At 66.6% G+C, this 24713-nt stretch carries 26 protein-coding genes; 16 read left to right on the plus strand and 10 right to left on the minus strand.

The features are described 5' to 3' along the window. Positions 1-109 precede the first annotated feature (109 nt). Both plsY and dprA read left to right on the plus strand, forming a co-directional pair. Positions 110-703 carry a glycerol-3-phosphate 1-O-acyltransferase PlsY gene (plsY, locus tag ACTZWT_RS06385; protein ID WP_444768852.1) on the plus strand — a complete coding sequence of 198 codons (594 nt, stop codon included), beginning with the start codon at positions 110-112 and terminating at the stop codon, positions 701-703. A gap of 102 nt (positions 704-805) precedes the next feature. Next, positions 806-1942, plus strand: coding sequence for a DNA-processing protein DprA (gene dprA / locus ACTZWT_RS06390; protein ID WP_444768853.1), 1137 nt, complete (start codon positions 806-808; stop codon positions 1940-1942). 4 nt (positions 1943-1946) lie between these two features. Here dprA and ACTZWT_RS06395 read toward each other — a convergent pair whose 3' ends face one another. Next, complete coding sequence (locus tag ACTZWT_RS06395) at positions 1947-2384, minus strand: winged helix-turn-helix transcriptional regulator (protein WP_444769217.1); 438 nt, start codon at positions 2382-2384, stop codon at positions 1947-1949. Between the two features lie 72 nt (positions 2385-2456). Here ACTZWT_RS06395 and ACTZWT_RS06400 point away from each other — a divergent pair, with 72 nt between their 5' ends. After that, the gene (locus ACTZWT_RS06400) at positions 2457-3065 is read left to right on the plus strand and encodes an FMN-dependent NADH-azoreductase (protein ID WP_444768854.1); all 609 of its coding nucleotides are present in this window, start codon (positions 2457-2459) and stop codon (positions 3063-3065) included. A 261-nt stretch (positions 3066-3326) separates the two neighbouring features. Here the strand turns inward: ACTZWT_RS06400 and ACTZWT_RS06405 are convergent, their stop codons facing one another. Beyond that, on the minus strand, positions 3327-3533 hold the full coding sequence (locus ACTZWT_RS06405; RefSeq protein WP_444768855.1) for a hypothetical protein: 207 nt from the start codon (positions 3531-3533) through the stop codon (positions 3327-3329). A gap of 246 nt (positions 3534-3779) precedes the next feature. On the opposite strand from ACTZWT_RS06405, the gene topA reads away from it, so the two are divergent. From topA to ACTZWT_RS06425, 4 genes are read left to right on the plus strand one after another with little or no spacing between them, the layout of a single operon-like run. Then, positions 3780-6521, plus strand: a complete 2742-nt coding sequence (gene topA / locus ACTZWT_RS06410; RefSeq protein WP_444768856.1) for a type I DNA topoisomerase — start codon at positions 3780-3782, stop codon at positions 6519-6521. Positions 6522-6523: 2 nt separating this feature from the next. Continuing rightward, on the plus strand, positions 6524-8857 hold the full coding sequence (rnr, locus tag ACTZWT_RS06415; RefSeq protein ID WP_444768857.1) for a ribonuclease R: 2334 nt from the start codon (positions 6524-6526) through the stop codon (positions 8855-8857). Beyond that, positions 8854-9285, plus strand: a complete 432-nt coding sequence (locus tag ACTZWT_RS06420; protein WP_444768858.1) for a DUF983 domain-containing protein — start codon at positions 8854-8856, stop codon at positions 9283-9285. The genes rnr and ACTZWT_RS06420 overlap by 4 nt, the downstream gene beginning before the upstream one ends. 42 nt (positions 9286-9327) lie before the next feature. After that, positions 9328-10086, plus strand: coding sequence for an NUDIX hydrolase (locus tag ACTZWT_RS06425; RefSeq protein ID WP_444768859.1), 759 nt, complete (start codon positions 9328-9330; stop codon positions 10084-10086). Between the two features lie 21 nt (positions 10087-10107). On the opposite strand, the gene ACTZWT_RS06430 is transcribed toward ACTZWT_RS06425, so the two are convergent. Beyond that, positions 10108-11358 (minus strand): MFS transporter, encoded by a 1251-nt coding sequence (locus ACTZWT_RS06430; RefSeq protein WP_444768860.1) that lies wholly within the window; start codon positions 11356-11358, stop codon positions 10108-10110. Positions 11359-11648: 290 nt separating this feature from the next. Between ACTZWT_RS06430 and rpmG the strand changes: the two genes are divergently transcribed. Beyond that, a complete protein-coding gene (rpmG, locus tag ACTZWT_RS06435) occupies positions 11649-11816 on the plus strand; it encodes a 50S ribosomal protein L33 (protein WP_011441304.1) in 168 nt (55 codons plus the stop codon). A gap of 218 nt (positions 11817-12034) precedes the next feature. Here the strand turns inward: rpmG and ACTZWT_RS06440 are convergent, their stop codons facing one another. Next, a complete protein-coding gene (locus ACTZWT_RS06440) occupies positions 12035-13408 on the minus strand; it encodes a PleD family two-component system response regulator (RefSeq protein ID WP_444768861.1) in 1374 nt (457 codons plus the stop codon). A 9-nt stretch (positions 13409-13417) separates the two neighbouring features. Next, entirely contained in the window at positions 13418-13783 is a 366-nt protein-coding gene (locus ACTZWT_RS06445) for a response regulator (RefSeq protein WP_322517410.1), read from the minus strand. A gap of 149 nt (positions 13784-13932) precedes the next feature. Between ACTZWT_RS06445 and ACTZWT_RS06450 the strand changes: the two genes are divergently transcribed. Both ACTZWT_RS06450 and ACTZWT_RS06455 read left to right on the plus strand, forming a co-directional pair. Continuing rightward, entirely contained in the window at positions 13933-14232 is a 300-nt protein-coding gene (locus ACTZWT_RS06450) for a DUF3572 domain-containing protein (RefSeq protein WP_444768862.1), read from the plus strand. Further along, positions 14229-15518, plus strand: coding sequence for a DNA polymerase IV (locus tag ACTZWT_RS06455; protein ID WP_444768863.1), 1290 nt, complete (start codon positions 14229-14231; stop codon positions 15516-15518). Before ACTZWT_RS06450 ends, ACTZWT_RS06455 begins: the two co-directional genes overlap by 4 nt. 487 nt (positions 15519-16005) lie before the next feature. On the opposite strand, the gene ACTZWT_RS06460 is transcribed toward ACTZWT_RS06455, so the two are convergent. Continuing rightward, complete coding sequence (locus tag ACTZWT_RS06460; RefSeq protein WP_444768864.1) at positions 16006-16866, minus strand: cell envelope integrity EipB family protein; 861 nt, start codon at positions 16864-16866, stop codon at positions 16006-16008. 290 nt (positions 16867-17156) lie between these two features. Here ACTZWT_RS06460 and ACTZWT_RS06465 point away from each other — a divergent pair, with 290 nt between their 5' ends. The 5 genes from ACTZWT_RS06465 to ACTZWT_RS06485 all read left to right on the plus strand — a co-directional run bounded on the left by ACTZWT_RS06465 (position 17157) and on the right by ACTZWT_RS06485 (position 21486). After that, a complete protein-coding gene (locus tag ACTZWT_RS06465; protein WP_444768865.1) occupies positions 17157-17624 on the plus strand; it encodes a RidA family protein in 468 nt (155 codons plus the stop codon). Between the two features lie 17 nt (positions 17625-17641). Further along, positions 17642-18394 carry a glycerophosphodiester phosphodiesterase gene (locus ACTZWT_RS06470; RefSeq protein ID WP_444768866.1) on the plus strand — a complete coding sequence of 251 codons (753 nt, stop codon included), beginning with the start codon at positions 17642-17644 and terminating at the stop codon, positions 18392-18394. Positions 18395-18485: 91 nt separating this feature from the next. Beyond that, the gene (locus tag ACTZWT_RS06475) at positions 18486-19721 is read left to right on the plus strand and encodes a GNAT family N-acetyltransferase (protein WP_444768867.1); all 1236 of its coding nucleotides are present in this window, start codon (positions 18486-18488) and stop codon (positions 19719-19721) included. Between the two features lie 52 nt (positions 19722-19773). Next, complete coding sequence (locus ACTZWT_RS06480) at positions 19774-20202, plus strand: HIT family protein (RefSeq protein ID WP_444768868.1); 429 nt, start codon at positions 19774-19776, stop codon at positions 20200-20202. A 204-nt stretch (positions 20203-20406) separates the two neighbouring features. Beyond that, complete coding sequence (locus ACTZWT_RS06485) at positions 20407-21486, plus strand: calcium/sodium antiporter (protein ID WP_444768869.1); 1080 nt, start codon at positions 20407-20409, stop codon at positions 21484-21486. Between the two features lie 73 nt (positions 21487-21559). On the opposite strand, the gene tsaA is transcribed toward ACTZWT_RS06485, so the two are convergent. From tsaA to ACTZWT_RS06500, 3 genes are all read right to left on the minus strand, one after another. After that, positions 21560-22018 carry a tRNA (N6-threonylcarbamoyladenosine(37)-N6)-methyltransferase TrmO gene (gene tsaA, locus ACTZWT_RS06490; RefSeq protein ID WP_444768870.1) on the minus strand — a complete coding sequence of 153 codons (459 nt, stop codon included), beginning with the start codon at positions 22016-22018 and terminating at the stop codon, positions 21560-21562. Between the two features lie 76 nt (positions 22019-22094). Continuing rightward, positions 22095-22439 carry an AzlD domain-containing protein gene (locus ACTZWT_RS06495; RefSeq protein ID WP_444768871.1) on the minus strand — a complete coding sequence of 115 codons (345 nt, stop codon included), beginning with the start codon at positions 22437-22439 and terminating at the stop codon, positions 22095-22097. Further along, positions 22436-23176: an AzlC family ABC transporter permease gene (locus tag ACTZWT_RS06500; RefSeq protein ID WP_444768872.1), complete on the minus strand. Its 741-nt coding sequence runs from the start codon at positions 23174-23176 to the stop codon at positions 22436-22438. Before ACTZWT_RS06500 ends, ACTZWT_RS06495 begins: the two co-directional genes overlap by 4 nt. Before the next feature lie 19 nt (positions 23177-23195). Between ACTZWT_RS06500 and ACTZWT_RS06505 the strand changes: the two genes are divergently transcribed. Then, positions 23196-23687 carry a PilZ domain-containing protein gene (locus ACTZWT_RS06505; protein ID WP_444768873.1) on the plus strand — a complete coding sequence of 164 codons (492 nt, stop codon included), beginning with the start codon at positions 23196-23198 and terminating at the stop codon, positions 23685-23687. 11 nt (positions 23688-23698) lie between these two features. On the opposite strand, the gene ACTZWT_RS06510 is transcribed toward ACTZWT_RS06505, so the two are convergent. Next, a complete protein-coding gene (locus ACTZWT_RS06510) occupies positions 23699-24691 on the minus strand; it encodes a lytic transglycosylase domain-containing protein (RefSeq protein WP_444769218.1) in 993 nt (330 codons plus the stop codon). Between the last annotated feature and the right edge of the window lie 22 nt (positions 24692-24713).

Raw genomic sequence — 24713 nt, forward strand, 5'->3', positions numbered from 1 at the left:
CAATCCAGAAGCGCCGTGCACTACGCTGGATTGCCTCGTCGCTTCGCTCCTCGCAATGACGGGGAAAGTCTGACTTTATTGCCGACGCGCTAGAGTTGTTTGGAGAATTGTGATGATCGGGATCTACATCGCAGCGCTGCTGCTCGGCTATCTGTTCGGCTCGATCCCGTTCGGGCTGATCCTGACCAGGTTCGCCGGCACGCAGGATCTGCGCTCGATCGGCTCCGGCAATATCGGCGCCACCAACGTGTTACGCACCGGCCGCAAGGGCCTCGCCGCCGCCACGCTGCTGCTCGACGCGCTGAAGGGCACCGCCGCGGTGATCATCGCGTCGAGTTTCGGCGGCGCCGAAGCGGCGATGCTGGCGGCGCTCGGCGCGTTTCTCGGCCACCTGTTTCCGGTCTGGCTGAAGTTCAAGGGCGGCAAGGGCGTCGCCGTCTACATCGGCGTGCTGATCGGCCTGTTCTGGCCGGCGGCGATCGTGTTCTGCCTGCTCTGGCTCGCCACTGCCTTCACCGCGCGCTACTCGTCGCTGTCCGCTTTGGTCGCCGCCTTCATCACCCCGATCTTCCTGTGGTGGTTCGGCCACCCGGCCCTCGCCTCGCTGTTCGCCGTGCTGACGCTGCTGCTGTTCTGGATGCACCGCGAAAACATCAAGCGACTGCAGGCCGGCACCGAGAGCAGGATCGGCGAGAAGAAGTAAGCGGCCACCGCCGCGAAGCCGGAAACGCCGGCCTCACGCACCGCCTTCGTCGAACTTGCCTACACCAATAAGTTGCGCAACACTCGCCTTGCGGAGGCGGGCGTGGGCGACAGCATTGGGACTTCCGGCACGACCGTCCTCACCGAGGCGCAGCGGATCGACTGGCTGCGGCTGATCCGGGCCGACAATGTCGGGCCGCGCACCTTTCGCTCGCTGATCAATCATTTCGGTTCGGCCCGCGCGGCGCTGGAGCGGCTGCCGGATCTGGCCCGGCGCGGCGGCGCGGCGCGCGCCGGACGCATCCCGGGCGAGGACGAGGCGCGGCGCGAGATCGAGGGCGGGCGTCGGCTCGGCGTCGAACTGGTCGCGCCGGGCGAGCCCGGCTATCCCCCTCGCCTCGCGCTGATCGACGACGCGCCGCCGCTGCTTGGCGTCCACGCATTGCCCGACGCGCTGGCCTTGATGGCACGGCCGATGATCGCGATCGTCGGCTCGCGCAACGCTTCCGGCGCCGGGCTGAAATTCGCTCAGCTTCTCGCCGGCGACCTCGGCGCCAGCGGCTTCGTGGTGATCTCAGGGCTGGCGCGCGGCATCGACCAGGCGGCGCATCGCGCCAGTCTCGGCAGCGGCACCGTCGCGGTGCTCGCCGGCGGCCACGACAGGATCTATCCGGCCGAGCACGAGGAGCTGCTGCTCGACATCGTCGAAGCCCGCGGCGCGGCGATCTCGGAGATGCCGCTCGGCCATGTCCCGCGCGGCAAGGATTTTCCCCGCCGCAACCGGCTGATCTCCGGCGCGTCGGTCGGCGTCGCGGTGATCGAGGCGGCGTACCGCTCCGGCTCGCTGATCACCGCGCGGCGCGCCGCCGATCAGGGGCGCGAGGTGTTCGCGGTACCCGGCTCGCCGCTCGATCCGCGCGCCGCCGGCACCAACGACCTGATCAAGCAGGGTGCGGCGCTGATCACCTGCGCCGCCGACATCATCCAGGCGGTGGCGCCGATCCTCGAGCGGCCGATCGAGCTGCCGGGCCGCGAGCCCGATCACGCCTTGCCGGCGAGCGAGCCCGACGAAGGCGACCGCGCCCGCATCATCAACCTGCTCGGGCCGAGCCCGGTCGGCATCGACGATCTGATCCGCCTCTCCGGCATCGCTCCGGCGGTTGTGCGCACGGTGCTGCTGGAGCTGGAGATCGCCGGCCGGCTGGAGCGCCATGGCGGCGGGCTGGTGTCGCTGAGTTGAAGCGTCAGTTCGACGAGCCGCGACTATCGAAGGCGCGTCGCGCGGTCTCGATTTCCGGCAGATGCTGCATCGCCCAGCAGCCCAGCGCCTGCACCGGCTGGCTCAGGCCGTGCCCGAGCGGCGTCAGTTCGTAGTCGACGCGCGGCGGCACCGTCGGAAACACGGTGCGCGTCACCAGCCCGTCGCGCTCGAGCCCGCGCAGCGTCAGCGTCAGCATCCGCTGCGAGATCCCGCCGATCATCCGCTTCAGCTCGTTGAAGCGCCGCGGCCCATCGCGCAGCAGCATGATCACCAGCACGGTCCATTTGTCGCCGACCCGCGACAGCACTGAATTCACGCCCTGGCAATCGCTGTGCGCGTGGGCGCCCGGCCCGAGAGGCACATCAGTGTGCCCGGGAACATCGCTGTGCGCAGGCAGATCGCTGTGCTCGGGTTTCAAAATAGTGCCTTCTTGTGCGGTTTTCGCAGTCACTCATAGTGCGTCAGTTACAAATCTATACCAAGGAAGACGCCAATGAAACTGCTCCATATCGACTCCAGCGTGCTCGGCCCCCACTCGGTCAGCCGCCAGGTCTCCGCCGCGATCGTCGACCGGCTTCGCCAGGCCCACTCGGGACTGACCGTCACCTATCGCGACCTCACCGCCGAGCCGCTGCGGCACCTTTCGGGTCCGCATCTCGCCGCCGCGCAGGGCGCCGCCCCCGAGCCGTCGCTGCAATCCGACCTTGCCGCGGGTCAGGCGGTGCTGGACGAATTCCTCGCCGCCGACATCGCGGTAATCGGCGCGCCGATGTACAATTTTACCATCCCGAGCCAGCTCAAGGCCTGGATCGACCGCATCCTCGTCGCCGGCAAGACCTTCAAATACGGTCCCACCGGCGTCGACGGGCTGGCCGCCGGCAAGCGGGTGATCATCGCGGTGTCGCGGGGCGGCTTCTATGGCGCCGATACGCCGATGGCGGTCGGCGAGCATCTGGAAAGCTATCTGCGCTTCGTGTTCGGCTTCATCGGCATCGCCGATCCCGAAATCATCTCGGCGGACGGCATCCAGCTCGGTCCGGAGCATCGCGAGAAGGCGCTCGCTTCGGCGCTGTCCGCCGCGGCCGGCCTGCGAGCGGCCTGACGGCGCAAGCATCGCGGCACGCCCCCCCAAAAAAGCAACGGCCCGAAGTGGTGACACTTCGAGCCATCTTGGAGGCGGACGTACATCCGGCCCGCCTCCTGCTTATTCGAATCGTGAACCAGTTCGGTTAATAAGACGTGAACGCCGACTTTGGTTCCGCCGAGCTTGCGGGAGCGCGCTCACAAGCGTCCGACTTGGCCTTTGAAAGTCAAAGCAGCCCGCGAGGTTAGCTCGTTCATCTGACACTCGGCGCGAGCCTCTTTACTTGCTCTCCGAACGGCGACCGGTGCGATGGCGGACGATCTCGGTGGCCTCCAGCCGCGCCATGTCGAGCAGATAACACAGCATATCCAGTCGATGGACACCGGCGATCGTGATCAGCTCGGAGATCGCCTCGACGAGGTAGCCGGCCGCTTCGGCCGGGCCGCCATCGCGATCACGTGAGCCGCTGCCACTTCGTGACACCATGGGCGGATCCTTTCAGGGGTAACGACGGCCCCCATCGGTGAGTCTCACCTACGTAATACTACTCTAGGTTGTGCAACTCTAGGTTTAATTTTCGTATCGGCCCACGCGATTTTCTGTCGCTATGGGCCGGCGTGATGACCGGGACGATTTGACAGCGACCGCACCAGAACCCATGTTCCGGGCAATGCGGCTGGCGCGAGTCTCGCGAAAACGGTGCATTTCTCTCAGCTAAGTCATTGGAATCCGATGAATCTCGTCATTGTCGAGTCGCCTGCGAAGGCCAAGACGATCAACAAATATCTGGGCTCGTCCTACGAGGTTCTGGCCTCGTTCGGGCATGTGCGCGACCTTCCGGCCAAGAATGGCTCGGTCGATCCCGACGCCAACTTCCAGATGATCTGGGAGATCGATCCGAAAGCCGCCGGGCGGCTCAACGACATCGCGAAGGCGCTCAAGGGCGCCGACAAGCTGATCCTCGCCACCGACCCTGATCGTGAGGGTGAGGCGATCTCCTGGCACGTCCTGGAGGTGCTGAAACAGAAGCGTGCGCTGAAGGACCAGAAGGTCGAGCGCGTGGTGTTCAACGCCATCACCAAGCAGTCCGTCACCGAGGCGATGCAGCATCCGCGCGAGATCGACGGTGCGCTGGTCGACGCCTATATGGCCCGCCGCGCGCTGGACTATCTGGTCGGCTTCACCCTCTCCCCGGTGCTGTGGCGCAAGCTGCCCGGCGCCCGCTCGGCGGGGCGCGTGCAATCGGTCGCGCTGCGTCTGGTGTGCGACCGCGAGATGGAGATCGAGAAGTTCGTCGCGCGCGAATACTGGTCGCTGATCGCGACCCTGACGACGCCGCGCGGCGAGAGCTTCGAGGCCCGCCTGGTCGGCGCCGACGGCAAGAAGATCCAGCGGCTCGACATCGGCACCGGCGCCGAGGCGGAGGATTTCAAGCAGGCGATCGAGACCGCCAATTTCAAAGTGTCGAGCGTCGAGGCCAAGCCCGCCCGCCGCAACCCGCAGGCGCCGTTCACCACCTCGACGCTGCAGCAGGAAGCCAGCCGCAAGCTCGGTTTCGCGCCGGCGCACACGATGCGGATCGCGCAGCGACTGTATGAAGGCATCGACATCGGCGGCGAGACCACCGGCCTCATTACCTATATGCGAACCGACGGCGTCCAGATCGACCCGTCCGCCATCACCCAGGCGCGCAAGGTGATCGCCGAGGATTATGGCGCAGCCTATGTGCCGGGCTCGCCGCGGCAGTATCAGGCCAAGGCCAAGAACGCGCAGGAGGCCCACGAAGCCATCCGCCCGACCGACATGTCGCGCCGCCCGGCCGAGGTCACCAAGCGGCTCGATTCCGATCAGGCGCGGCTCTACGAACTGATCTGGGTCCGCACCGTCGCCAGCCAGATGGAATCGGCCGAGATGGAGCGCACCACCGTCGACATCGAGGCGAAAGCCGGGTCGCGGGTGCTGGAGCTGCGCGCCACCGGCCAGGTGGTCAAGTTCGACGGCTTCCTCGCCGCCTATCAGGAAGGCCGCGACGACGACAGCGAGGACGAGGAGTCGCGCCGGCTGCCGGCGATGAGCGAGAACGAAGCGCTGAAGCGCGAAGCGCTCGCCGTCACCCAGCACTTCACCGAGCCGCCGCCGCGCTTCTCCGAAGCCTCATTGGTAAAGCGGATGGAAGAGCTCGGCATCGGCCGGCCCTCGACCTACGCGTCGATCCTGCAGGTGCTGAAGGATCGCGGATATGTGAGGCTCGAGAAGAAGCGGCTGCACGGCGAGGACAAGGGCCGCGTCGTGATCGCGTTCCTGGAGAGCTTCTTCGCCCGCTACGTCGAATACGACTTCACCGCGGCGCTGGAAGAAAAGCTCGACCGCATCTCCAACAACGAAATCTCCTGGCAGGAAGTGCTGCGCGATTTCTGGACCGACTTCATCGGCGCCGTCGACGACATCAAGGAATTGCGCGTCGCACAGGTGCTCGACGTGCTCGACGAGTTGCTCGGCCCGCACATCTATGCGCCGCGCGAGGACGGCGGCGATCCGCGGCAATGCCCGAGCTGCGGCACCGGTCGGCTCAACCTCAAGGCCGGCAAGTTCGGCGCCTTCGTCGGCTGCTCGAACTATCCGGAATGCCGCCACACCCGCCCGCTTGCTGCAGACGGCGGCGGCGGCGATGCCGACCGCGTGCTCGGCCTCGATCCGGACACCGGCTTCGAAGTGGCCGTCAAATCCGGCCGGTTCGGCCCCTATATCCAGCTCGGCGATGCCAAGGACTACGCGGAAGGCGAGAAGCCCAAGCGCGCCGGCATCCCGAAGGGCACCTCGCCGTCCGACGTCGAGCTCGACGTCGCGCTGCGGCTCTTGGCGCTGCCGCGTGAAGTCGGCAAGCACCCCGAGACCGGCGAGCCGATCAAGGCCGGCATCGGCCGGTTCGGGCCCTATGTGCAGCACGAGAAGACCTACGCCAGCCTCGAGGCCGGCGACGACGTCCACAATATCGGGCTCAACCGCGCGGCGACGCTGATCGCCGAGAAGATCGCCAAGGGCCCGAGCAAGCGGCGTTTTGGTGCTGATCCCGGCAAGCCGCTCGGCGATCATCCGTCGCTCGGTCCCGTCGCCGTCAAGGCCGGCCGCTACGGCGCCTATGTCACGGCGGGCGGCGTCAACGCCACGATCCCGAACGACAAGACCCAGGACACCATCACGCTGCCGGAAGCGATCGCGCTGATCGACGAGCGCGCCGCCAAGGGCGGCGGGGCTAAGGCCAAGAAGAAGGCGCCGGCCAAGAAGGCTGCCACCAAGAGCGATGCCAAGCCCGCCAAGAAAGCCGCCGCGAAAAAGGCAAAGCCGAAAGCCGAAGGCGCCGCCGCAAGCCCGGCGCGCGCGCCGGTGAAAGCCAAGACGTCAACGACCAAGCCCAAAGCCGCAGCCGCCAAGCCCAAATCAACCGCCAAGAAGAGCGCGGCCAAGAACGGATAGATGTGAGCAAGACGCGCGACGACAAGTTCCCGGACAAGGCCACCCTCCTCGCCTTCATCCGCGCGCATCCAGGCAAGGTCGGCACCCGCGAGATCGCGCGGGAGTTCGGCCTGAAGAATGCCGACCGTGCCGAGCTGAAGCGCCGTCTCAAGGAACTGTCCGACGAGGGCACGATCCGCAAGAGCGGCCGCCGCAAGGTCGCCGAGCCGGCAACCCTGCCCCCGACGCTGCTCGCGGACGTCGTCGCGCGCGACAGCGACGGCGAACTGATCGCGACGCCCGCGGAATGGGACGAGCAGGACGGCGATCCGCCGAAGATCCGCCTCCACATCCCGCGCCGTCCCAAGCCCGGCACCGCCGCCGGCCTCGGCGACCGCGCGCTGCTGCATGTCGAGCCGGCCGAGGCGCCCGAGCAAGGTCCCGCTTACGTCGGCCGCGTCATCCGCGTGCTCGATCGCGGCAAGCCTCGCATTCTCGGCATCTTTCGCGCATCGCCGCAGGGCGGCGGCCGGCTGGTGCCGGTCGACAAGAAACAGGCCGGGCGCGAACTCAATATCGCGCCCCACGATGCGGGCGGCGCGGAAGACGGCGATCTCGTCAGCGTCGACCTGATCCGCAGCCGCGGTTACGGACTCTCCTCCGGGCGCGTCAAGGAACGGCTCGGCTCGCTCGCGACCGAAAAGGCCGTCAGCCTGATCGCGATCCACTCCCACGACATCCCGCAGGAATTCTCGACAACCGCGCTGCGCGAATCCGAAGCCGCCGAGCCGGCGACGCTAAAGGGCCGCGAGGACTGGCGCGAGCTGCCGCTGGTGACGATCGATCCGCCCGACGCCAAGGACCACGACGACGCGGTCCACGCCGAACCGGATCCCGATCCAAACAACAAAGGCGGCGTGATCCTGCACGTCGCGATCGCCGACGTCGCTTACTACGTGCGGCCCGACTCGGCGCTCGACCGCGACGCGCTGCGGCGCGGCAATTCGGTGTACTTCCCCGACCGCGTCGTGCCGATGCTGCCGGAGCGGATTTCCAACGATCTGTGCTCGCTGAAGCCCGGCGAGCCGCGCGGCGCGCTGGCGGTCCGCATGGTGATCGGCGCCGATGGCCGCAAGCGCTCGCATTCGTTTCATCGCGTGCTGATGCGCTCGGCCGCAAAGCTGAACTACGCGCAGGCCCAGGCCGCGATCGACGGCCATCCGGACGACACCACCGGACCGCTGCTCGACACCATTCTGAAGCCGCTTTACGACGCCTACGCGATCGTCAAGCGCGGCCGCGACGAGCGCGACCCGCTCGATCTCGATCTGCCCGAGCGCAAGATCATGCTGAAGCCGGACGGCACCGTCGATCGCGTCATCGTGCCCGAACGCCTCGACGCGCATAAATTGATCGAGGAATTCATGATCCTCGCCAACGTCGCCGCCGCGGAGATGCTGGAGAAGAAGGCGCTGCCGCTGATCTACCGGGTGCACGACGAGCCGAGCGTGGAGAAGGTCCACAACCTCGTCGATTTCCTCAAGACGCTCGATCTGTCCTTCGCCAAGGGCGGCGCGCTGAAGCCGGCGCAGTTCAACCGCATCCTGGCGATGGTCAAGGGCGAAGACGCAGAGCCGCTGGTCAACGAAGTGGTGCTGCGCTCGCAGGCGCAGGCGGAATATGCCTCGGAGAATTACGGCCATTTCGGCCTGAACCTGCGCCGCTACGCGCATTTCACCTCGCCGATCCGGCGCTACGCCGATCTCGTGGTGCACCGCGCGCTGATCCGCGCGCTCAATCTCGGCGACGGGGCACTACCCGAGGCCGAGACGGTGGAAACGCTGGCCGAAGTCGCAGCCCAGATCTCGCTGACGGAACGCCGCGCGATGAAGGCCGAGCGCGAGACCGTCGACCGGCTGATCGCGCATCACCTCGCCGACCGCATCGGCGCGACCTTTCAGGGCCGGATTTCAGGCGTCACCAAGGCCGGCCTGTTCGTCAAGTTGAGCGACACCGGTGCCGACGGGCTGATTCCGATCCGCACACTCGGCGACGAATATTACAACTACGACGAAGCCCGCCATGCGCTGATCGGCTCGCGCAGCGGTGCCATGCATCGGCTGGGGGACGTCGTCGACGTTCGTCTGGTAGAAGCTGCACCAGTGGCTGGCGCATTGCGGTTCGAGCTCTTAAGTGAATCGCGTAGCGTCGCGCGCGGCCCGGGCAAAGTTCCGCACAAGGGCAAGGGACCGAAACCGCCAAAAGGCAATGCCATCGGGCGCAGCAAGGCCGGCAAGACGAAAGACGCCAAGGCATCGAAGCGAAAGCCGAACAAGCCCGGAAAGGGAAAGCGATGAAAGCCGTTGTGAATCGTGCGCCGATCGTCTGGCCGTCGGACAACGCTCCCACCGAGGATCGCAATGTCTGGCAGGCGATGTGGCGCGGCTTCCGCGGCCGCTGCCCGCAATGCGGCGAAGGCAAGATGTTCCGCGGTTTCCTGAAGACCGCCGATAGCTGCAGCCATTGCGGTCAGGACTTCACCGGTCACCGCGCCGACGATCTGCCGGCCTATCTGGTGATCGTCATCGTCGGCCACATCGTGGTTCCGATCGCGCTGTCGATCGAGACCAATTTCTCGCCGCCGGTGATGTTGCAGCTTGCGATCTATCTGCCTATCACCCTGATTGCATCGCTGGCGCTGCTGCAGCCGGTGAAGGGCGCGGTGGTCGGCCTGCAATGGGCGTTCCGGATGCACGGCTTCGACGAGAACAATCCAGAGAAGTGACGGCGATCACGCCGCATCAATAACAAGAAAAGGGGGAGCGGGATGAGCGAGACGGTCACGCAGGCTGCGCACACGGTCGAACAGGGTGAGAAGGAAGCCGATCACCATCCGTATTTCCGTCCCAAGGACGCCGCGACGCTGATCCTGGTCGATCGCAGCGGCAGCATCCCGAAGGTTCTGGTCGGCCGCCGCCACGACAAGGTGGTGTTCATGCCCGGCAAGTTCGTGTTCCCCGGCGGCCGGGTCGACAAGTTCGACAACCGCGTGCCGGTGGCAGCGCAGATTCCGCCGGAGCTCGAGGCCAATCTGCTCAAGGGCAGCCCCAGAATCACCCCCGCCCGCGCCCGCGCGCTGGCGATCGCGGCGATCCGCGAGGCCTGTGAGGAGACCGGCCTGTGTCTCGGCTGCAAGGCGGACGCGGTCCGCTCCGGTCTCGACGGACCCTGGCAGCCCTTCGCCGAGGCCGGGCTGTTGCCCGATCCCTCCGGCCTGTTCCTGATTGCCCGCGCCATCACCCCGCCCGGCCGCGTCCGGCGCTTCGACACCCGGTTCTTCACCGCCGATGCGTCGGCGATCGCCCACCGGGTCGAGGGTGTCGTCCACGCCGATGCCGAGCTGGTCGAGCTGGTCTGGGTCGAGCTCGGCTCCAGCCCGCTCGCCGATCTGCATGCGATGACCAAGAACGTGCTCGGCGAGTTGCATCGCCGCCTCGCCACCGGCCCGCTGCGCCACGACGCGCCGGTGCCGTTCTTCCATTTCTATGGCGGCAAGATGCAGAAGGACCTGCTGCCGGGCGCCTGAGGGCCCGGCACTGCCTGCGCTCTACCGGGCCGCCCGGCGGGCCATGATTTCCAGCACCAGGGCGACCGCCGCCAGCGCGGCGCCGAAGCCGCATACCGCCGGCCAGCCGCCCTGCCCCCATGCGAACGCCGCGCCGGCGGAGCCGGCCGAGCCGCCGATGAACATGCCGGTCATGAATACGGTATTCAGCCGGCTGCGCGCCTCCGGCACCAGCGCGTAGACGATGTGCTGGTTCGAGATCAGGGCGCTCTGCAGCCCGAAATCCAGCACGATCACGCCCAGCACCAGCCCCGCCACGCTGCCCCACAGGCCGAACAGCGCCCATGACGCCAGCGTCAGCAGCGCGCCGATCGTGATCACCGGCCCGGGCCCGCTGCGGTCGGCGATGCGTCCGGCGATCGGGGCGGCAAGAATGCCGACCACGCCGACCAGCCCGAACAAGCCGGCCGCGTCGGGGCCGAGCCCGAAGCGCGGCTCCTGCAGATGCAGCGCCAGCACCGTCCAGAACACGCTGAACGATCCGAACAGCGCGGCCTGCACTAGCGTGGCGCGGCGCAGGCTCGGCTGCTCGCGCCACAGCGCCAGCAGCGATTTCAGCGCGGCGCCGTAGCCGATCGTCAGATGCGGATGGTGGCGCGGCAGCAGCCACGCCATCAGCGCGGCGGCGACCAGCGCCATCGGCGCCGCCAGCCAGAACATCTCGCGCCAGCCGGCATGGCCGGCGACGAATCCGGCCACGGTGCGGCTCAGCAGAATGCCGCACAGCAGCCCCGCCATCACCGCGCCGATCACCTTGCCGCGCCGCGCCGGCTCGGCCAGCGCCGCCGCGAACGGCACCACCTGCTGCGCCACCGTGGCGCAGGCGCCCAGCGCCAGCGAGGCGACGATCATCAGGCCGGCCGACGGCGCCAGCGCCACCAGCACCAGCGCGCCCGCGAGCAGCACGAATTGCCATGCGATCAGCCGGCGCCGGTCGGTGAGATCGCCGAGCGGCACCAGCAGGAACAGGCCGACGGCGTAGCCGAACTGGGTCGCGGTCGGAATCATGCCGGTCAGCGACGGCGTGCCGAGGTCGCGCTCGATCACGCCGAGCATCGGCTGGTTGTAGTAGATGTTGGCCACCGCGATCCCGGAGGCGGCTGCCATCGCCAGGGTCAGGCCGAAGCTCATCGCCGGGCCCGATGGCGCGCCCTCCTCCCGGCCGGCCTTGCGCGGCGGCGGCTCGGGTCGTTGCTCGTCCACCACCCTCAGGCTCGGCTCGATCGCTGTCATTGCTCGACTTTCGTATGGATTCGGGTCGGCTTCGAACATGGGGCACGCCGGCCCCGTGTCGAGAGCGGTTCGGCGAGGATCTGCGATGCAGAAGTCCGCCGTCTTGTCGAAATCGCCCGTATTTCGGCTTAGTCCGGCCTGAAATGGCCCGAAACCGCCTCCGGCTCCCGGCGGCGGCGCCGATTGGAGCGAAAACCTTGACTTTCGATCATTCGCGGCTAGTTTGCGCGCCAAACGCGGGTCCTGACGTTCGACCTCGCTGATTGATTCCCGACATCCGAGGTTCCGACATGGCCAAAGCGGTCACCATCAAGATCAAGCTCGTCTCCACGGCCGACACCGGCTTCTATTACGTGGCGAAGAAGAACTCGCGCACCATGACCGACAAGATGACCAAGAAGAAGTACGACCCGGTCGCGCGCAAGCACGTCGAATTCAAGGAAGCCAAGATCAAGTAAGCGTCACGCTTGCTGGTCGAGTTTCGCGGGGCCTTCGGGCCCCGTTTGCTTTTGCGGGGCGTCACCACACAATCCACGTCATCCTGAGGTGCGCGCTCTTGCGCGCCTCGAAGGATGGGCGGCAGGCACGCGCGGCCATCCTTCGAGGCGCGCCGTGAAGGACGGCGCGCACCTTAGGATGACGGCGGCGCGTGTTTCGATGCAGAGGGTGCCTCTGCTCACGCCGCCGCGGCGACCACCCGATTCCGGCCGTCGTGCTTGGCGCGGTACAGCGCTGTGTCGGCGCGCTTGAGGAGATCGCGCACCGCCTCTCCCTTGCGCTCCAGCGTCGACAGTCCGATCGAGATCGTGACCCCGATCCGCTTCGTGCCCTTTTCGATCGCGAAAGGTTCGCCGGCGATGGCGCGGCGCAGCCGCTCCGCCACCATCTGGGCGACGTGCAGATCTGTCTCCGGCATCACGATCACGAACTCCTCGCCGCCGTAACGGCACGCGAGGTCGATACCGCGGATCGACTTCTTGATCCGCACGGCGAACTCGCGCAGCACGTCGTCGCCGGCGTCGTGGCCGTAGCTGTCGTTGATCGATTTGAAGAAGTCGATGTCGAGGATCATCAGCGCCAGCGGCTTGCCGCGCGCCCCCGCCTGCTCGGCCAGGGTTGCGAGGTGGCTTTCCATGTAGCGGCGATTGTGCAGGCCGGTGAGCCCGTCGGTGATCGCCATCTCGATCGAATGCTGCACGTTGTCGCGCAGGTGATCGGTGTAGCGCCGGCGGCGGATCTGCGTGCGTGCGCGCGCCAATAGTTCGTTCTTGTCGACCGGGCGCAGCAGATAGTCGTTGACGCCGATCTCGAGGCCGCGCAGCAGCCGTGCATTATTGTCGGCGTCGGCGATGGCGAGGATCGGCACGTGGCGCGTCCGCTCCAGCGAGCGCGCCTGGCTGCACAGCCGCAGCCCGTCGAAATTCTCCAGGCCGAGCGACACGATCAGCAGGTCGTAATTGCCTTCGGCCGCATGGAACAGCGCTTCGGAGGGATTTGGCTCGACGTCGATGTCGTGTTCGGCGGCGAGTAGCGGCGCCAGCCGCTCGTAGGACGACGGCCGGTCGTCGACCAGCAGGATGCGGCCGCCTTTGCCGAGATCGTTGACCGCCTCGCGCTCCGGCGCCTGCACGCCGATCTCGAACGAGGTGATCGCGCGCATCCGCAGTTCGTCGGTCATCATCTTCAGGCGCGTCAGCGACCGCACCCGCGCGATCAGCACCACGTCCGACACCGGCTTGGTGAGGAAGTCGTCGGCGCCGGCCTCGAGCCCGCGCACCCGATCGGCCGGGCTGTCGAGCGCCGTCACCATCACCACCGGGATGAAATGCGTCTTCGGATTGGCCTTCAGCCGGCGGCAGACCTCGAACCCGTCCATGTCCGGCATCATCACGTCGAGCAGCACGATGTCGCATTCGGCGCGCTCGCAGATCTCCAGCGCCTGCGCGCCATTGACGGCGGTCACGACGTCGAAATACTCGGCCGACAACCGCGCTTCGAGCAACTTGACGTTGGCCGGAATGTCGTCGACCACCAGGATGCGTGCGGACATCGCGTTCTCCTATCCGATGAAACGGCGCACGGTTTCGATGAACTTGCCCACCGAAATCGGCTTCGACAGATAGGCCTCGCAGCCGCCCTCGCGGATGCGTTCCTCGTCGCCCTTCATCGCAAACGCCGTAACCGCGACCACCGGAATGTGCCGCAGTTCGGGATCGTCCTTGATCCATCGGGTGACGTCGAGACCAGACACCTGCGGAAGCTGGATGTCCATCAGGATCAGATCGGGATGCAGCTTGCGCACGAGGGCGAGCGCTTCATGGCCGTTGCTCGTTCCCGACGTCTGGTAACCATGGGCTTCCAGCAAGTCGCGAAAGAGCTTCATGTTGAGCTCATTGTCCTCGACGATCAGGACGGTTTTGGCCATCCCGCCCTCCAATCCTGATACGAGAATGCCCGCGCCTGCGGCGAGCGATACTGTTCGACAAGCCGCAAAACTCGAGACTCAAGCATGCAAGACTCGGGCATGATTGAATAAAATAGAGACCAGAAGTTACGGAAAGGCAAACATCAGCGATGCCAAAGCGTGTTCACAATGTGAGACAAGTTTCTGAAATCGTAGCGATTCAGGCGCTGTCCTTCATCGCCGCCGACCCCGAGCGGCTGGGCCTGTTCCTCGCCGAGACCGGGATCGGCCCCGAGACGTTGCGACAGTCGGCCGCCGACCCGCAGTTTCTCGTCAGCGTGCTGAATTTCGTGATGCGCGATGACGCGACCGTGAAGGCGTTCGCGACCTCGGTCGACCTCGATCCGACCAATGTCGCGGCCGCGCTGCAGGTGCTGGAAGACAAGCCGTGGGAGCGCGATACGCCGTGACGTCGGCCTTGCCGCCCGGACCGCTGTGCTTCTGCCGCGACTGCTTCGCCGACAATGAGGCGGGTGCGCGGCGCTGCGCCTCCTGCGGTTCCCCGCGGCTGGTCCGGCATCGCGCGCTGCCGGCGCTCACGCTGGCGCATATCGACTGCGACGCGTTCTATGCGACCGTCGAGAAGCGCGACAATCCGGATCTCGCCGATCGTCCGGTGATCATCGGCGGCGGCAAACGCGGCGTGGTCTCGGCCGCCTGCTACATCGCGCGGACCTTCGGCGTGCGCTCGGCGATGCCGATGTTCAAGGCGCTGGCGCTGTGCCCGTCGGCCGCCGTGGTGCGGCCGGACATGGCGAAATACGTCCGGGTCGGCCGCGAGGTCCGCCAGGCGATGCTGCAGCTCACGCCACTGGTCGAGCCGCTGTCGATCGACGAGGCGTTCCTCGATCTGTCCGGAACCGAGCGGATGCACGGCTCGATCGCCGCCAAGGTGCTGGCGCGGTTCGCCCGCGACATCGAGCGCGACATCGGCATCACCGTTTCGGTCGGGCTGTCCTGCAACAAGTTCCTCGCCAAGATCGCCTCCGATCTCGACAAGCCGCGCGGCTTCGCCGCGCTCGATCAGGACGAAGCCCGGGAGATGCTGGCGCCGCGGCCGGTCGGCTTCATCTTCGGCGTCGGCCCGGCGACCGCCGCGCGGGTCGCGCAGCGCGGCTTTCGCACCATCGGCGATCTGCAGAAGGCCGACGAGATCGAGCTGATGCGGCAGTTCGGCGACGAAGGCCGGCGGCTGTGGCGGCTCGCCCGCGGCATCGACGACCGCCGCGTGGTGCCGGATCGCGGCGCCAAGTCGATCTCCAACGAGACCACCTTCGAGACCGACATCCGCGATTTCGAGACGCTGGAACGGATCCTGTGGCGATTGTCGGAGAAAGTCTCCTCGCGTCTCAAAGGCGCATCGCTGGCCGGCTCGACGATCACCCTGAAGCTGAAAACCGGGGACTTCCGTCAACGCACCCGTTCGCAGACGATCCACGCGCCGACCCAGCTCGCGGGACGAATCTTCGCGATCTCGCGCGACATGCTGGCGAAGGAAATCGACGGCACCGCGTTTCGGCTGATCGGCACCGGCGTCAGCGCGCTGGCGCCGGGCTCCACGGCCGGCGACACCGACATGATCGATCGCCGCTCCGCCCATGCGGAGCGCGCCATCGACGATCTGCGCAAGAAATTCGGCAACGCCGCGGTGATCAAAGGGCTGGCTTACGACGGGCCGGAAAAAACGCGGAGTTGACTCACTTTCGTCTTTAGAGCGCTTCATCGATTGATTGAAGCAATCCGGCCTTTCCAGAGGCACTGAGTCCTCATCCTGAGGAGCCCGGCGAAGCCGGGCGTCTCGAAGGATGGGGCAACGCAGTGCCGGTGGCGCATGGTTCGAGACGGCGCTCCGCGCCTCCTCACCATGAGAAGGTACTTGTGGCCGCGCATCATCAATCCTGATTCCACCTAGAGCAGAACGGCTCTAGCGCCGAGACATCAACAACCACCGTCATGCCCGGGCTTGTCCCGGGCATCCACGTGTTTGTTACGTGGACAGGCCCAAGACGTGGATGGCCGGGACAAGCCCGGCCATGACGAAGGTTGTTAGTTGGCATCGTCGCTGCAGCGAGGCTTGCGTCGTCCTGAGGTGCTCGCGCAGCGAGCCTCGAAGGACGGGCCGGAAATGCCGTCGCCCTTCGAGACGCGGCTGCGCCGCTCCTCAGGGTAACGGCTCGCTCGACTTAGTTGCACGGCTTGTTGGTCTTGACGTCGAACTTGCCCATCGCGCCGGCGAGCACGAAATCATTGTAGTCGAGCACCAGCGAGCGCGAGACGCCGTTCTCGTAGAGCTCGAACGACATCGCATAAACCGGCGTCTGCTCGCCGGAATTGGATTTCGCCGCGTGATCGTAATAGCTCACCGTCACCGGCCAGCGCTTCAACGGCTTCATGGCGTCGTCGGAGGTCGACGGGTCGGGCGAGGATGCCGCGCGGTCGCCGGAGATCGGCTGCCCGATCACCGTCAGCGTGTTGTAGACCTTCTCGCCGTTGTCCGAGCCGTCATAGACCTGCAGCTCGAGCAGCGTCTTGCCTTCGCGCGCCGCCGCGATGATGCGTTCGATCTGCTCGGTCGGAAACACCGTCTTGCCGTCGAGCGTGAAGGTCTTCTGCACCGGCTGCTTCAGCTTCACCGTGATGGTGTCGCCGGTCCGCTCCGCGATGCCGTCGACGTCGGTCGGATCGGCATCGTTCATTTTGGTGTCGATCTTGAATCGATAGCTTTTGCCGGCGGCGTCTTCCCAGCTCGACGAGCGCAGGTCGCTCAGCGTGTTCTTGCCCTCACCGCTCTCGATCTCGGAGACCTGACGGAAGTCCGAGGTGTAACCCTCGCAGGCATTGCCGGAGAAATTGTACAGGATGCGACCGCGCACGGTGCTGACCGAAGCATTGTTGCGCGTCTTCAGCAGGCTGAGATCGTACAACGCCTGATGCGGCAGGAACGAGACGTTCGGAGCGGCGATCGCGGGCGCACCGGAAAGCGCCGCGGCGCCGAACATCGTCGTCGCCAGCACGCTCAGGCGAAGGCTCGTCGGTCGTGACATGCGGATTGATCTCCTTGAAGACATGCAATTGAGGATAGTAAGCGGCCGGTCGCGCCGCAACGCCACCGGCCGATGGAACACCCGATTGCGGTGAATTCGCGGAGCAATTCGATCAAACTTGCATGAAGGCTGCGGAAAAGGCCGCCGGTCGCGGCATCGCCCCGCTGTTCACAGCCGCGCCCGGCTTGCTTGCAAGACCCCGCGCAATCGGCCAAACAGGGCGGCCCGGACGCATGGCCGGCCGGGGACTTGACGAACAGACCATGTGATCAACAAAACTGGGGACCGCTATGACCGGAGTTATCGAGCAGAAGCTGACCGCGCAGGGCATCGTCCTGCCCGAACCCGCGAGCCCGGTCGCGAATTACGTCGGCTTCGTCCGCACCGGCAATCTGCTGGTGGTGTCCGGCCAGCTCTGCTTCGACGGCGGCGGCAAGCTGATCGCCAAGGGCAAGCTCGGCGCCGGCGTCAGCATCGAGGACGGCAACGCCGCCGCGCGCGGCTGCGCGATCAATCTCTTGGCGCAGCTCAAGGCGGCGCTCGGCGATCTCGACAAGGTGGTGCGCGTGGTGCGGCTCGGCGGCTTCATCAATTCGACGCCGGATTTTGTCGACGGCCCGAAGGTGATGAACGGCGCCTCCGACCTGATGGTCGCCGCCTTCGGCGACAAGGGCCGCCACGCCCGCACCACGATCGGCGTCGCCTCGCTGCCGGCGGACGCCGCGGTCGAGGTCGAGGGCCTGTTCGAAGTCGCCTGATACGGAACCGGACTGCGATGCGCGCCCCCGACTGGCTGACGGCTCGTCCGATCGCGCATCGCGGACTACACGACCGCGCCCGCGGCGCGATCGAGAACATGCCGGCCGCGATCAACGCCGCGATCGCCGGCAACTTCGCCATCGAGGTCGACATCCAGCTCACCGCCGATGCCGAGGCGATGGTGCATCACGACGACACGCTCGGCCGACTCAATGAGGGCAGCGCCGCGCTGCTCGACCTGACGACGGCCGAGCTGAAGCAGGCCCGCTTCCACGACACCGCCGAGCGGATGATGGCGCTGGGCGACCTGCTCGACCTGGTCGGCGGCCGGGTGCCGCTGCTGATCGAGCTGAAAAGCCATTTCGACGGCGATCGCAAGCTTGCCACACGTTTGACGCAAGTGCTGGCGCGGTATCGCGGCCCGGTCGCGGCGATGTCGTTCGATCCCGACCAGGTGCTGGCGCTGCGCCAGCTCGCGCCGAAACTGCCGCGCGGCATCACCGCGGAGCGCCGCTACGACGACGCCTATTGGGACAAGCTCAACCAGGCCCAGCGCAATCCGATGGTCGCGCTGCGCCACGGCCTGCGCACCCGGCCGCATTTCATCGCCTACCGCGTCGACGACCTCCCCGCGCCGGCGCCCTGGATCGCGCAAAAAGTCTTCGGCTGCGCGCTGTTAGCCTGGACGGTGCGCACCCCGGAGCAGCGCCGCCGCGCCGCGGACCATGCCGACCAGATGATCTTCGAAGGTTTCGTTCCGGAACCGTGACGACGGCAGCCCTTGCGGCCCGCGCCGGAAATGCCCAATCTCTGCGAATGACGCTCACCTGCCTAGATCGCCCCAGCGACCGGTCTGCTGATTGACGACTTCATCCGACATCGTGCTCGAAGCCGTCCCCTCGGTCGACGCCATCGCCGCCGCCGACTGGGATGCCTGCGCGCGTGCCGCGGTGGCGCCCGACGCATCCTCCACCGGCCTCTCAGGCAGCTCCTGCACCACTTCGAGAACGGCTTACAATCCCTTCCTGTCGCACGCGTTTTTCGCTGCGCTCGAGACCTCGAAGTCGGCCAGCGCGCGGACCGGCTGGGGGCCCAGGCATCTCGTCGCCAAGCAGGAAGGCAGGGTTGTCGGCGTCGTGCCGTGCTACCTGAAATCGCACTCCCAAGGGGAATACGTGTTCGACCGCGGCTGGGCCGACGCCTATGAGCGCGCCGGCGGCAGCTATTATCCGAAACTGCAGGTCTCGGTCCCCTTCACCCCGGCGACCGGACCGCGGCTGCTGATCCGCGACGGCGGCGACACCGGGCAGGTCGCCGCCGCGCTCGCCGGCGGGCTGGTGGCGCTGTGCGGATTGAGCAAGGCGTCATCTGCGCACGTCACCTTCGCCCGCGAAAGCGAGTGGCGCTTCCTTGCCGCGCAGGGCTTCCTGCAGCGCACCGATCAGCAATTCCACTGGCACAATGCCGGCTACAAGACGTTCGACGATTTCCTCGCCACCCTCGCCTCGCGGCATCGCAAGGCGATCAAGCGCGAACGCCGCGACGCGCTGGCCAACGGCATCAGCCTCCACTGCCTGACCGGCCGCGACATCACCGAGGACGCCTGGGACGCGTTCTTCGAATTCTACATCGAGACCGGCTCACGCAAATGGGGCCGCCCCTATCTCACCCGCGCGTTCTATTCGCTGATCGGCGAGAGCATGGCCGAGGACGTGCTGCTGGTGATGGCCAAACGAGGCGGCCGCTGGATTGCGGGGGCGATCAATTTCATCGGCGGTGACACGCTGTTCGGCCGGCACTGGGGCGCGATCGAGCACCACCCGTTCCTGCATTTCGAGGTCTGCTACTACCAGGCGATCGACTTCGCCATCACCCGCGGCCTGGCCACCGTCGAGGCCGGCGCGCAGGGCGAGCACAAGATCGCCCGCGGCTACCTGCCGCAGACCACCTACTCGGCGCACTACATCGCCGACCCGGCGCTACGCCGCGCGATCGCGGATTATCTCAAGCGCGAACGGATGGTCGTCGACGAAATGGGTCGCGAACTGACCGAGGCCGGTCCGTTCCGCAAGAGCGACGCCGCCGATCCGGCTTGACCCGCTCATCGACGGCGGCGAAAGATGGCGCGAGCGAACAGCCGGAGCCGCCATGACCGCCTACGATCCCGAGAACATCTTCGCCAAGATCCTGCGCGGCGAGTTTCCCTGCCACAAGATCTACGAGGACGACCACGTCTTCGCCTTCCTCGACATCATGCCGCGCTCGCCCGGGCATACGCTGGTCATCCCGAAGGCACCGGCGCGCAACATCCTCGATATTACCGCCGAAGACTTCGCCCATGTCGCGCGCGGCGCGCACAAGATCGCCCACGCCGCGATGAAAGCCTTCAAGGCCGACGGCATCGTGGTGCAGCAGTTCAGCGAACCGGCCGCCGGCCAGGTCGTGTATCATCTGCACATGCACGTGATGCCGCGCCACGACGGCGTGCCGCTGCTGCCGCCGGCGACAAAAAAAGAAGACCCGGCCGTGCTGGAAGGCCACGCCGAGAAGCTGAAGGCGGCGCTGGCGCAGGGTTAGAGCACGCTAACCCGATAATTGGATAGCGGTTTTCGGAAAACTTCGTGCTCAAACAAGAAAGCCTGAAGCAGGATGGCGATTCGAAGATTGTCATCCTGCTCCAGTCCGCCTCGCCGCTCGGCCGGGATTTTGACGCACATTGCAGGCTTACTTCCGGAACCAGGTCGCCGTCTCGGCGCCGTCCGCTAACGAGGCACGAGAGTGATGGCGCTCCTCAGTTTTCTGTTGGGACTTGTTGCTCTCATTGTCGGCGCAGAACTTCTGGTCCGAGGGGCCTCGAAACTGGCGCTCTCGTTCGGCATATCGCCACTCGTGGTGGGGCTGACGGTGGTGGCTTTCGGGACCGGCTCCCCGGAGCTGGCGGTCGCGATTCAGGCGGCGATGTCGAACCAGGTCGACATCACGGTTGGCAACGTCGTCGGCAGCAACATTTTCAATGTGCTGTTCATCCTCGGTGTGTCGGCGCTGATCACGCCCCTGATCATCAATCGACAACTGATCCGCCAGGAAGTTCCGATCATGGTCGGCGCATCCCTGCTGCTGACTGCCCTGGCATGGGACGGCAGTTTGTCGCGCATCGATGGGTTGATTCTGGTCTGTCTCCTGGCGGCCTATACTGCGTTTCTGATCGTGCAGAGCCGCCGTCAGGACGCAGCCTCGGACGAGGCGGAGCCGACGACCTCCGAACCCGTATCAGGGTGGGATTCGCGGCTGCCGGTGCAGATTGCGCTGATGGTCGTCGGCTTGACCATGCTCGTGTTCGGCGCGACGTGGCTGGTCGATGCCGCCGTCACCTTCGCGAGATTGCTCGGCATCAGCGAGATGGTGATCGGCTTGACGATCGTGGCGGCGGGCACTTCCCTGCCCGAAGTCGCGACCTCGGTGACGGCTGCGATCCGCGGACAGCGCGACATCGCCGTCGGCAACGTGGTGGGCAGCAACACCTTCAATATTCTCGGCGTGCTCGGCCTGTCCGCCGGGGTGGTGCCGGACGGGCTTTCCATCGCTCCGGCCATGATGGCGTTCGATATCCCCGTGATGGTCGCGGTGGCGATTGCCTGCCTGCCGATTTTCTTCACCGGCAACCTGATCGCCCGTTGGGAGGGCGCGCTGTTTCTGGCGCTCTATGTCGGCTACACCGTCTATCTGGTGATGGCAGCCCAGGACCATGACGGCCTGTCGACCTATGGCTTTGTCCTCGGGACCATTGTTCTACCGCTGTGCGCGTTGACCTTCGTGGTGATCACCTGGCGCGAGTGGCGTGCCAGACACAAGTCGCCCTGATCGGGGACCGTCACAGACGACGAAGCGATCGTCGGGACGTTCGCCGATCGCCCGACATTGCGCCGTTGTCTTGTTACTTCGCCATTGAATGACTGCAGCGATCCGGCTTGAGGTCGATCAGCGGCGTACCGTCGAGGCAGTCGAGGCCGCGCACCAGCACAACCGTGCCTTCGATCCCGACCAGCGCGGCCGCCGAAATCCCGATCGGGTTCGGCCGCAACGGCGAGCGCAGCGCGAAGGTGCCGCGCGGGCCGTCGATGCCGTGGCCGCGCTGGATCACCAGATCGCGCCGCGCCTGGTGCAGCCAATAGACCACCTGGACCTGCGCAGATTTCTCCAGCCCCTGCAGCGCCGGTGTCCAGGGCTCGAAGATCTCCAGCCGGCAGATCGGCCCGTCGAAGCTGCCCTGCCGCGGCGTCTGGCTTCGCGAGGTCCACGGCGTGCGGATGCGGCCGACGAACACCAGCCCGGCGTCGGTCGGCGACGGCGGCGCCACGGTGATTTCACCCTCACGAATGTCGTCGTCGGCCATGATTGCTGTCCCATGCGAACGATGCGCGCTTCAACCTAGTCGCTCGGCGCACGCTGGCAAGCACCGCAAAAGTCGATCAGGCCAGCCACCACTGCCCGGCGATCAGCACCGCTTCGCCGGCGATGACCCCGGTCAGGATCGATCGTCCGGTCACCAGAAACACCAGCAACCCGATGGCAACCGAGCCGGTGCGCAGCGGCCATGGCACCCCCGCCAGCGCGCCCGGCGGCAGCACCAGAATCTGCGCGATGACGCCGGCGAGGATCGCGGTCGCCACCGCACGCACCCAGATCAGCAGTTCGGAGCCTTCGTCGATGCCGCCGCCGAGCCACAGCCCGAGCATCCGCCAGATCTCGTTGGGCAGGAAACCCGCGAGCACCAGCACCAGAAGCGCCTGCCATTCACCGATGAAGCCGCTCATGCCGGCCTCCGCCGAAAGCGATGCACACCGTAAGCGATGGTGCCGGCCGCGACGCCGCTGATCAGCACGTCGACGCCGGTATCGAACAGCGCGACCAGCGGAAACAGCGCGAGCCCCAGCCCGAGCGCAACGACGTCCGCGAGTTCGCGGCAGTTGCGCGCCGTCGACAGCAGAAACGCCAGCGGCGTCAACAGCAGCACGGCCGCGCCGAACAATGGCGGCAGATTGGCAGCCAGCAGATGGCCGGTCACATTGGCGATCAGGGACACGGATATCAGCCCGGTGCCGAGTCCATTGGCGAAGGCGATCCGTCGCTCGCGCGGCACCTGCGGCAGCAGACGGAAGCATTCGACCCACATCGTCACCGCCACGAAATGCGCCGGCATCACGAGGTGACGCAGCTTTGTGGTCGGCGTTCGCAGCATCGGCAGCACCGACACCACCATCGGAAACAGCCGGATCGCACTGACGGTCACCGCGATCGCCGCCTGCAACGCGGTGGCCCCGGAGCCGAGCGTCGAGATCAGAATGATCTGCGCGGGGCCAGCCCAGACCAGCAGCGTGCCGAGCAGCACCCAGCCGAGGCTGAAGCCGCTGTCATGCGCCAGCGCGCCGATGCCGATGAAGGTGGCGAACAGCACCATCGACAGTACCGAGGTCGCGACCGCCCGCAGCCCCAGCAGAAAGGCGCGCATCGGGCTCTGCCAGCGCGAGGATTCATGGGGAGGAAGCGCCATTGCGAATGAGAACACCTTATTGGCCGGACGCGCGGCGAATCCCCGCACCGTCTCGCGGCCCGTTTACCTTAACAATCGGTTGATCGTCAGTCGAATTCCCGCCTTGCCACTACCTCTGATAGCATTCCACAACCATCGCGAGGGGCTGACGATGTTCGAACGGCGCAGCAGTTTACGAAGACGGGTCTATTACGGCGGACGGCTGGCCTTCCAGGCCCGCACCGCAACGATCGACTGTGTCGTCCGCAATCTGTCGGCGGAGGGCGCCCAGATCGAGTTCGACAATCCGGCCGCCGTGCCGGACCGCGTGGACTTGGTGATCACGCGCAAGAGCATCGCTTATCTCGGCCGGGTCGTCTGGCGGCGTCAGAACCGCGCCGGTCTTCGGCTGGACGCGCCGCGGCGGCAACCCTCCGAACTGCCGCTCGACCTCGCTCTGCGCATCCGCGCCACCGAGCGCGTCAATGTGCAATTGCGCGCCAGGCTGGCGCAACTGCGGTCCGAATTCTGATCCGCGCCCACTCAGCCGCGGTTGCGCAGCACCAGGCAGGCGCTGCCGGCGCGGCGAATGCGATTGCATAGCTCGTTGGCCTCGGGCCGCGTCTCGGCGCCGATCCGGACCCGATAGAACGGCCGCGTGCCGCGGCTGCGGAACACCAAGCTCGACAGGCTCGGATCGTGATCGCCGATCACCGCGCTCAGCCGCGACATCGCGCGCGCATACATCGCCAGCGCCCGGTCGCGATTGAAGCCGGCCGCAAGCTGCACGCCCCAGGGCTTGTCGGCGGCGAGCTTCACCCGCGCTTCGAGCTGCGTCACGAACGGGTTCGGCGCGCGCCGCAGCAGCGCCATCAGCGTGCGGCAATCTCCGGCGGCTTGCGTCGCAGGCTTGGTATTGCGGCCGGCAGCGGCCCAATCATCCACGGTGGTACCGGTGATCGCATAGACGTAGTGGCGGGTCTGCTGCGGCATCGGGCCGGTGCCGGCGATCCATTCCTGCACCCGGCGCGGGCCTGCGTTGTAAGCCGCCGCCGCGAGACCGAGATTGCCGAACTGCCTACGTAGTTCGCTGAGAAATTCGGCGGATTTCGGCAGCGCCTGCACCGGGTCGAACGGATCGAGCAGGCTGCGCTCCGTCGCGGTGCCGGGCATGAATTGCGCGATGCCCTGGGCGCGCTGACCGTTGCGCGTCACCGGCCCGATGGCGTCCGGCTGAAACCGGCTCTCCTGCCAGATCACGCGGGCGAAGAACTCGAGCGGCAGATCGTGCGCCTTCGCCGCCGACTCGATCATCAGGCAGATCGACTCGCGGGTGTCGCGGTCGGCGGGTTTCTCTCCGGGCTGCTCGACAGGCTTTGCCGCGGGCTCCGCCGGGTCCGACTTCGCCTGCGGCTCGGGCTTGCTCTGCGTCTCGCTTTGCTTCGCCGGCTGCGCCTCCTCGGCGCGCACGAAGCCCGGCGCTGTCAGCGCGACGAGCAGAACGACCGCGATGCCGCGCAGCATGCCGATGAGCATCCGGATCCTCACGCGAAGTTCC

It is taken from the genome of Rhodopseudomonas sp. NSM (assembly GCF_052445935.1).
Taxonomy (GTDB): domain Bacteria; phylum Pseudomonadota; class Alphaproteobacteria; order Rhizobiales; family Xanthobacteraceae; genus Rhodopseudomonas.

What these genes read in the sequence shown, in the direction of transcription:
- tsaA (WP_444768870.1), bottom strand. Translation starts at nt 22,018, where the DNA reads ATGGCCGACGACGACATTCGTGAGGGTGAAATCACCGTGGCGCCGCCG.
- ACTZWT_RS06420 (WP_444768858.1), top strand. Translation starts at nt 8,854, where the DNA reads ATGAAAGCCGTTGTGAATCGTGCGCCGATCGTCTGGCCGTCGGACAAC.
- topA (WP_444768856.1), top strand. Translation starts at nt 3,780, where the DNA reads ATGAATCTCGTCATTGTCGAGTCGCCTGCGAAGGCCAAGACGATCAAC.
- ACTZWT_RS06500 (WP_444768872.1), bottom strand. Translation starts at nt 23,176, where the DNA reads ATGGCGCTTCCTCCCCATGAATCCTCGCGCTGGCAGAGCCCGATGCGC.
- ACTZWT_RS06485 (WP_444768869.1), top strand. Translation starts at nt 20,407, where the DNA reads ATGGCGCTCCTCAGTTTTCTGTTGGGACTTGTTGCTCTCATTGTCGGC.
- rpmG (WP_011441304.1), top strand. Translation starts at nt 11,649, where the DNA reads ATGGCCAAAGCGGTCACCATCAAGATCAAGCTCGTCTCCACGGCCGAC.
- ACTZWT_RS06400 (WP_444768854.1), top strand. Translation starts at nt 2,457, where the DNA reads ATGAAACTGCTCCATATCGACTCCAGCGTGCTCGGCCCCCACTCGGTC.
- ACTZWT_RS06450 (WP_444768862.1), top strand. Translation starts at nt 13,933, where the DNA reads ATGCCAAAGCGTGTTCACAATGTGAGACAAGTTTCTGAAATCGTAGCG.
- ACTZWT_RS06425 (WP_444768859.1), top strand. Translation starts at nt 9,328, where the DNA reads ATGAGCGAGACGGTCACGCAGGCTGCGCACACGGTCGAACAGGGTGAG.
- ACTZWT_RS06480 (WP_444768868.1), top strand. Translation starts at nt 19,774, where the DNA reads ATGACCGCCTACGATCCCGAGAACATCTTCGCCAAGATCCTGCGCGGC.
- ACTZWT_RS06470 (WP_444768866.1), top strand. Translation starts at nt 17,642, where the DNA reads ATGCGCGCCCCCGACTGGCTGACGGCTCGTCCGATCGCGCATCGCGGA.
- ACTZWT_RS06465 (WP_444768865.1), top strand. Translation starts at nt 17,157, where the DNA reads ATGACCGGAGTTATCGAGCAGAAGCTGACCGCGCAGGGCATCGTCCTG.
- ACTZWT_RS06510 (WP_444769218.1), bottom strand. Translation starts at nt 24,691, where the DNA reads ATGCTCATCGGCATGCTGCGCGGCATCGCGGTCGTTCTGCTCGTCGCG.
- ACTZWT_RS06430 (WP_444768860.1), bottom strand. Translation starts at nt 11,358, where the DNA reads ATGACAGCGATCGAGCCGAGCCTGAGGGTGGTGGACGAGCAACGACCC.
- ACTZWT_RS06495 (WP_444768871.1), bottom strand. Translation starts at nt 22,439, where the DNA reads ATGAGCGGCTTCATCGGTGAATGGCAGGCGCTTCTGGTGCTGGTGCTC.
- ACTZWT_RS06440 (WP_444768861.1), bottom strand. Translation starts at nt 13,408, where the DNA reads ATGTCCGCACGCATCCTGGTGGTCGACGACATTCCGGCCAACGTCAAG.
- ACTZWT_RS06405 (WP_444768855.1), bottom strand. Translation starts at nt 3,533, where the DNA reads ATGGTGTCACGAAGTGGCAGCGGCTCACGTGATCGCGATGGCGGCCCG.
- ACTZWT_RS06460 (WP_444768864.1), bottom strand. Translation starts at nt 16,866, where the DNA reads ATGTCACGACCGACGAGCCTTCGCCTGAGCGTGCTGGCGACGACGATG.
- ACTZWT_RS06445 (WP_322517410.1), bottom strand. Translation starts at nt 13,783, where the DNA reads ATGGCCAAAACCGTCCTGATCGTCGAGGACAATGAGCTCAACATGAAG.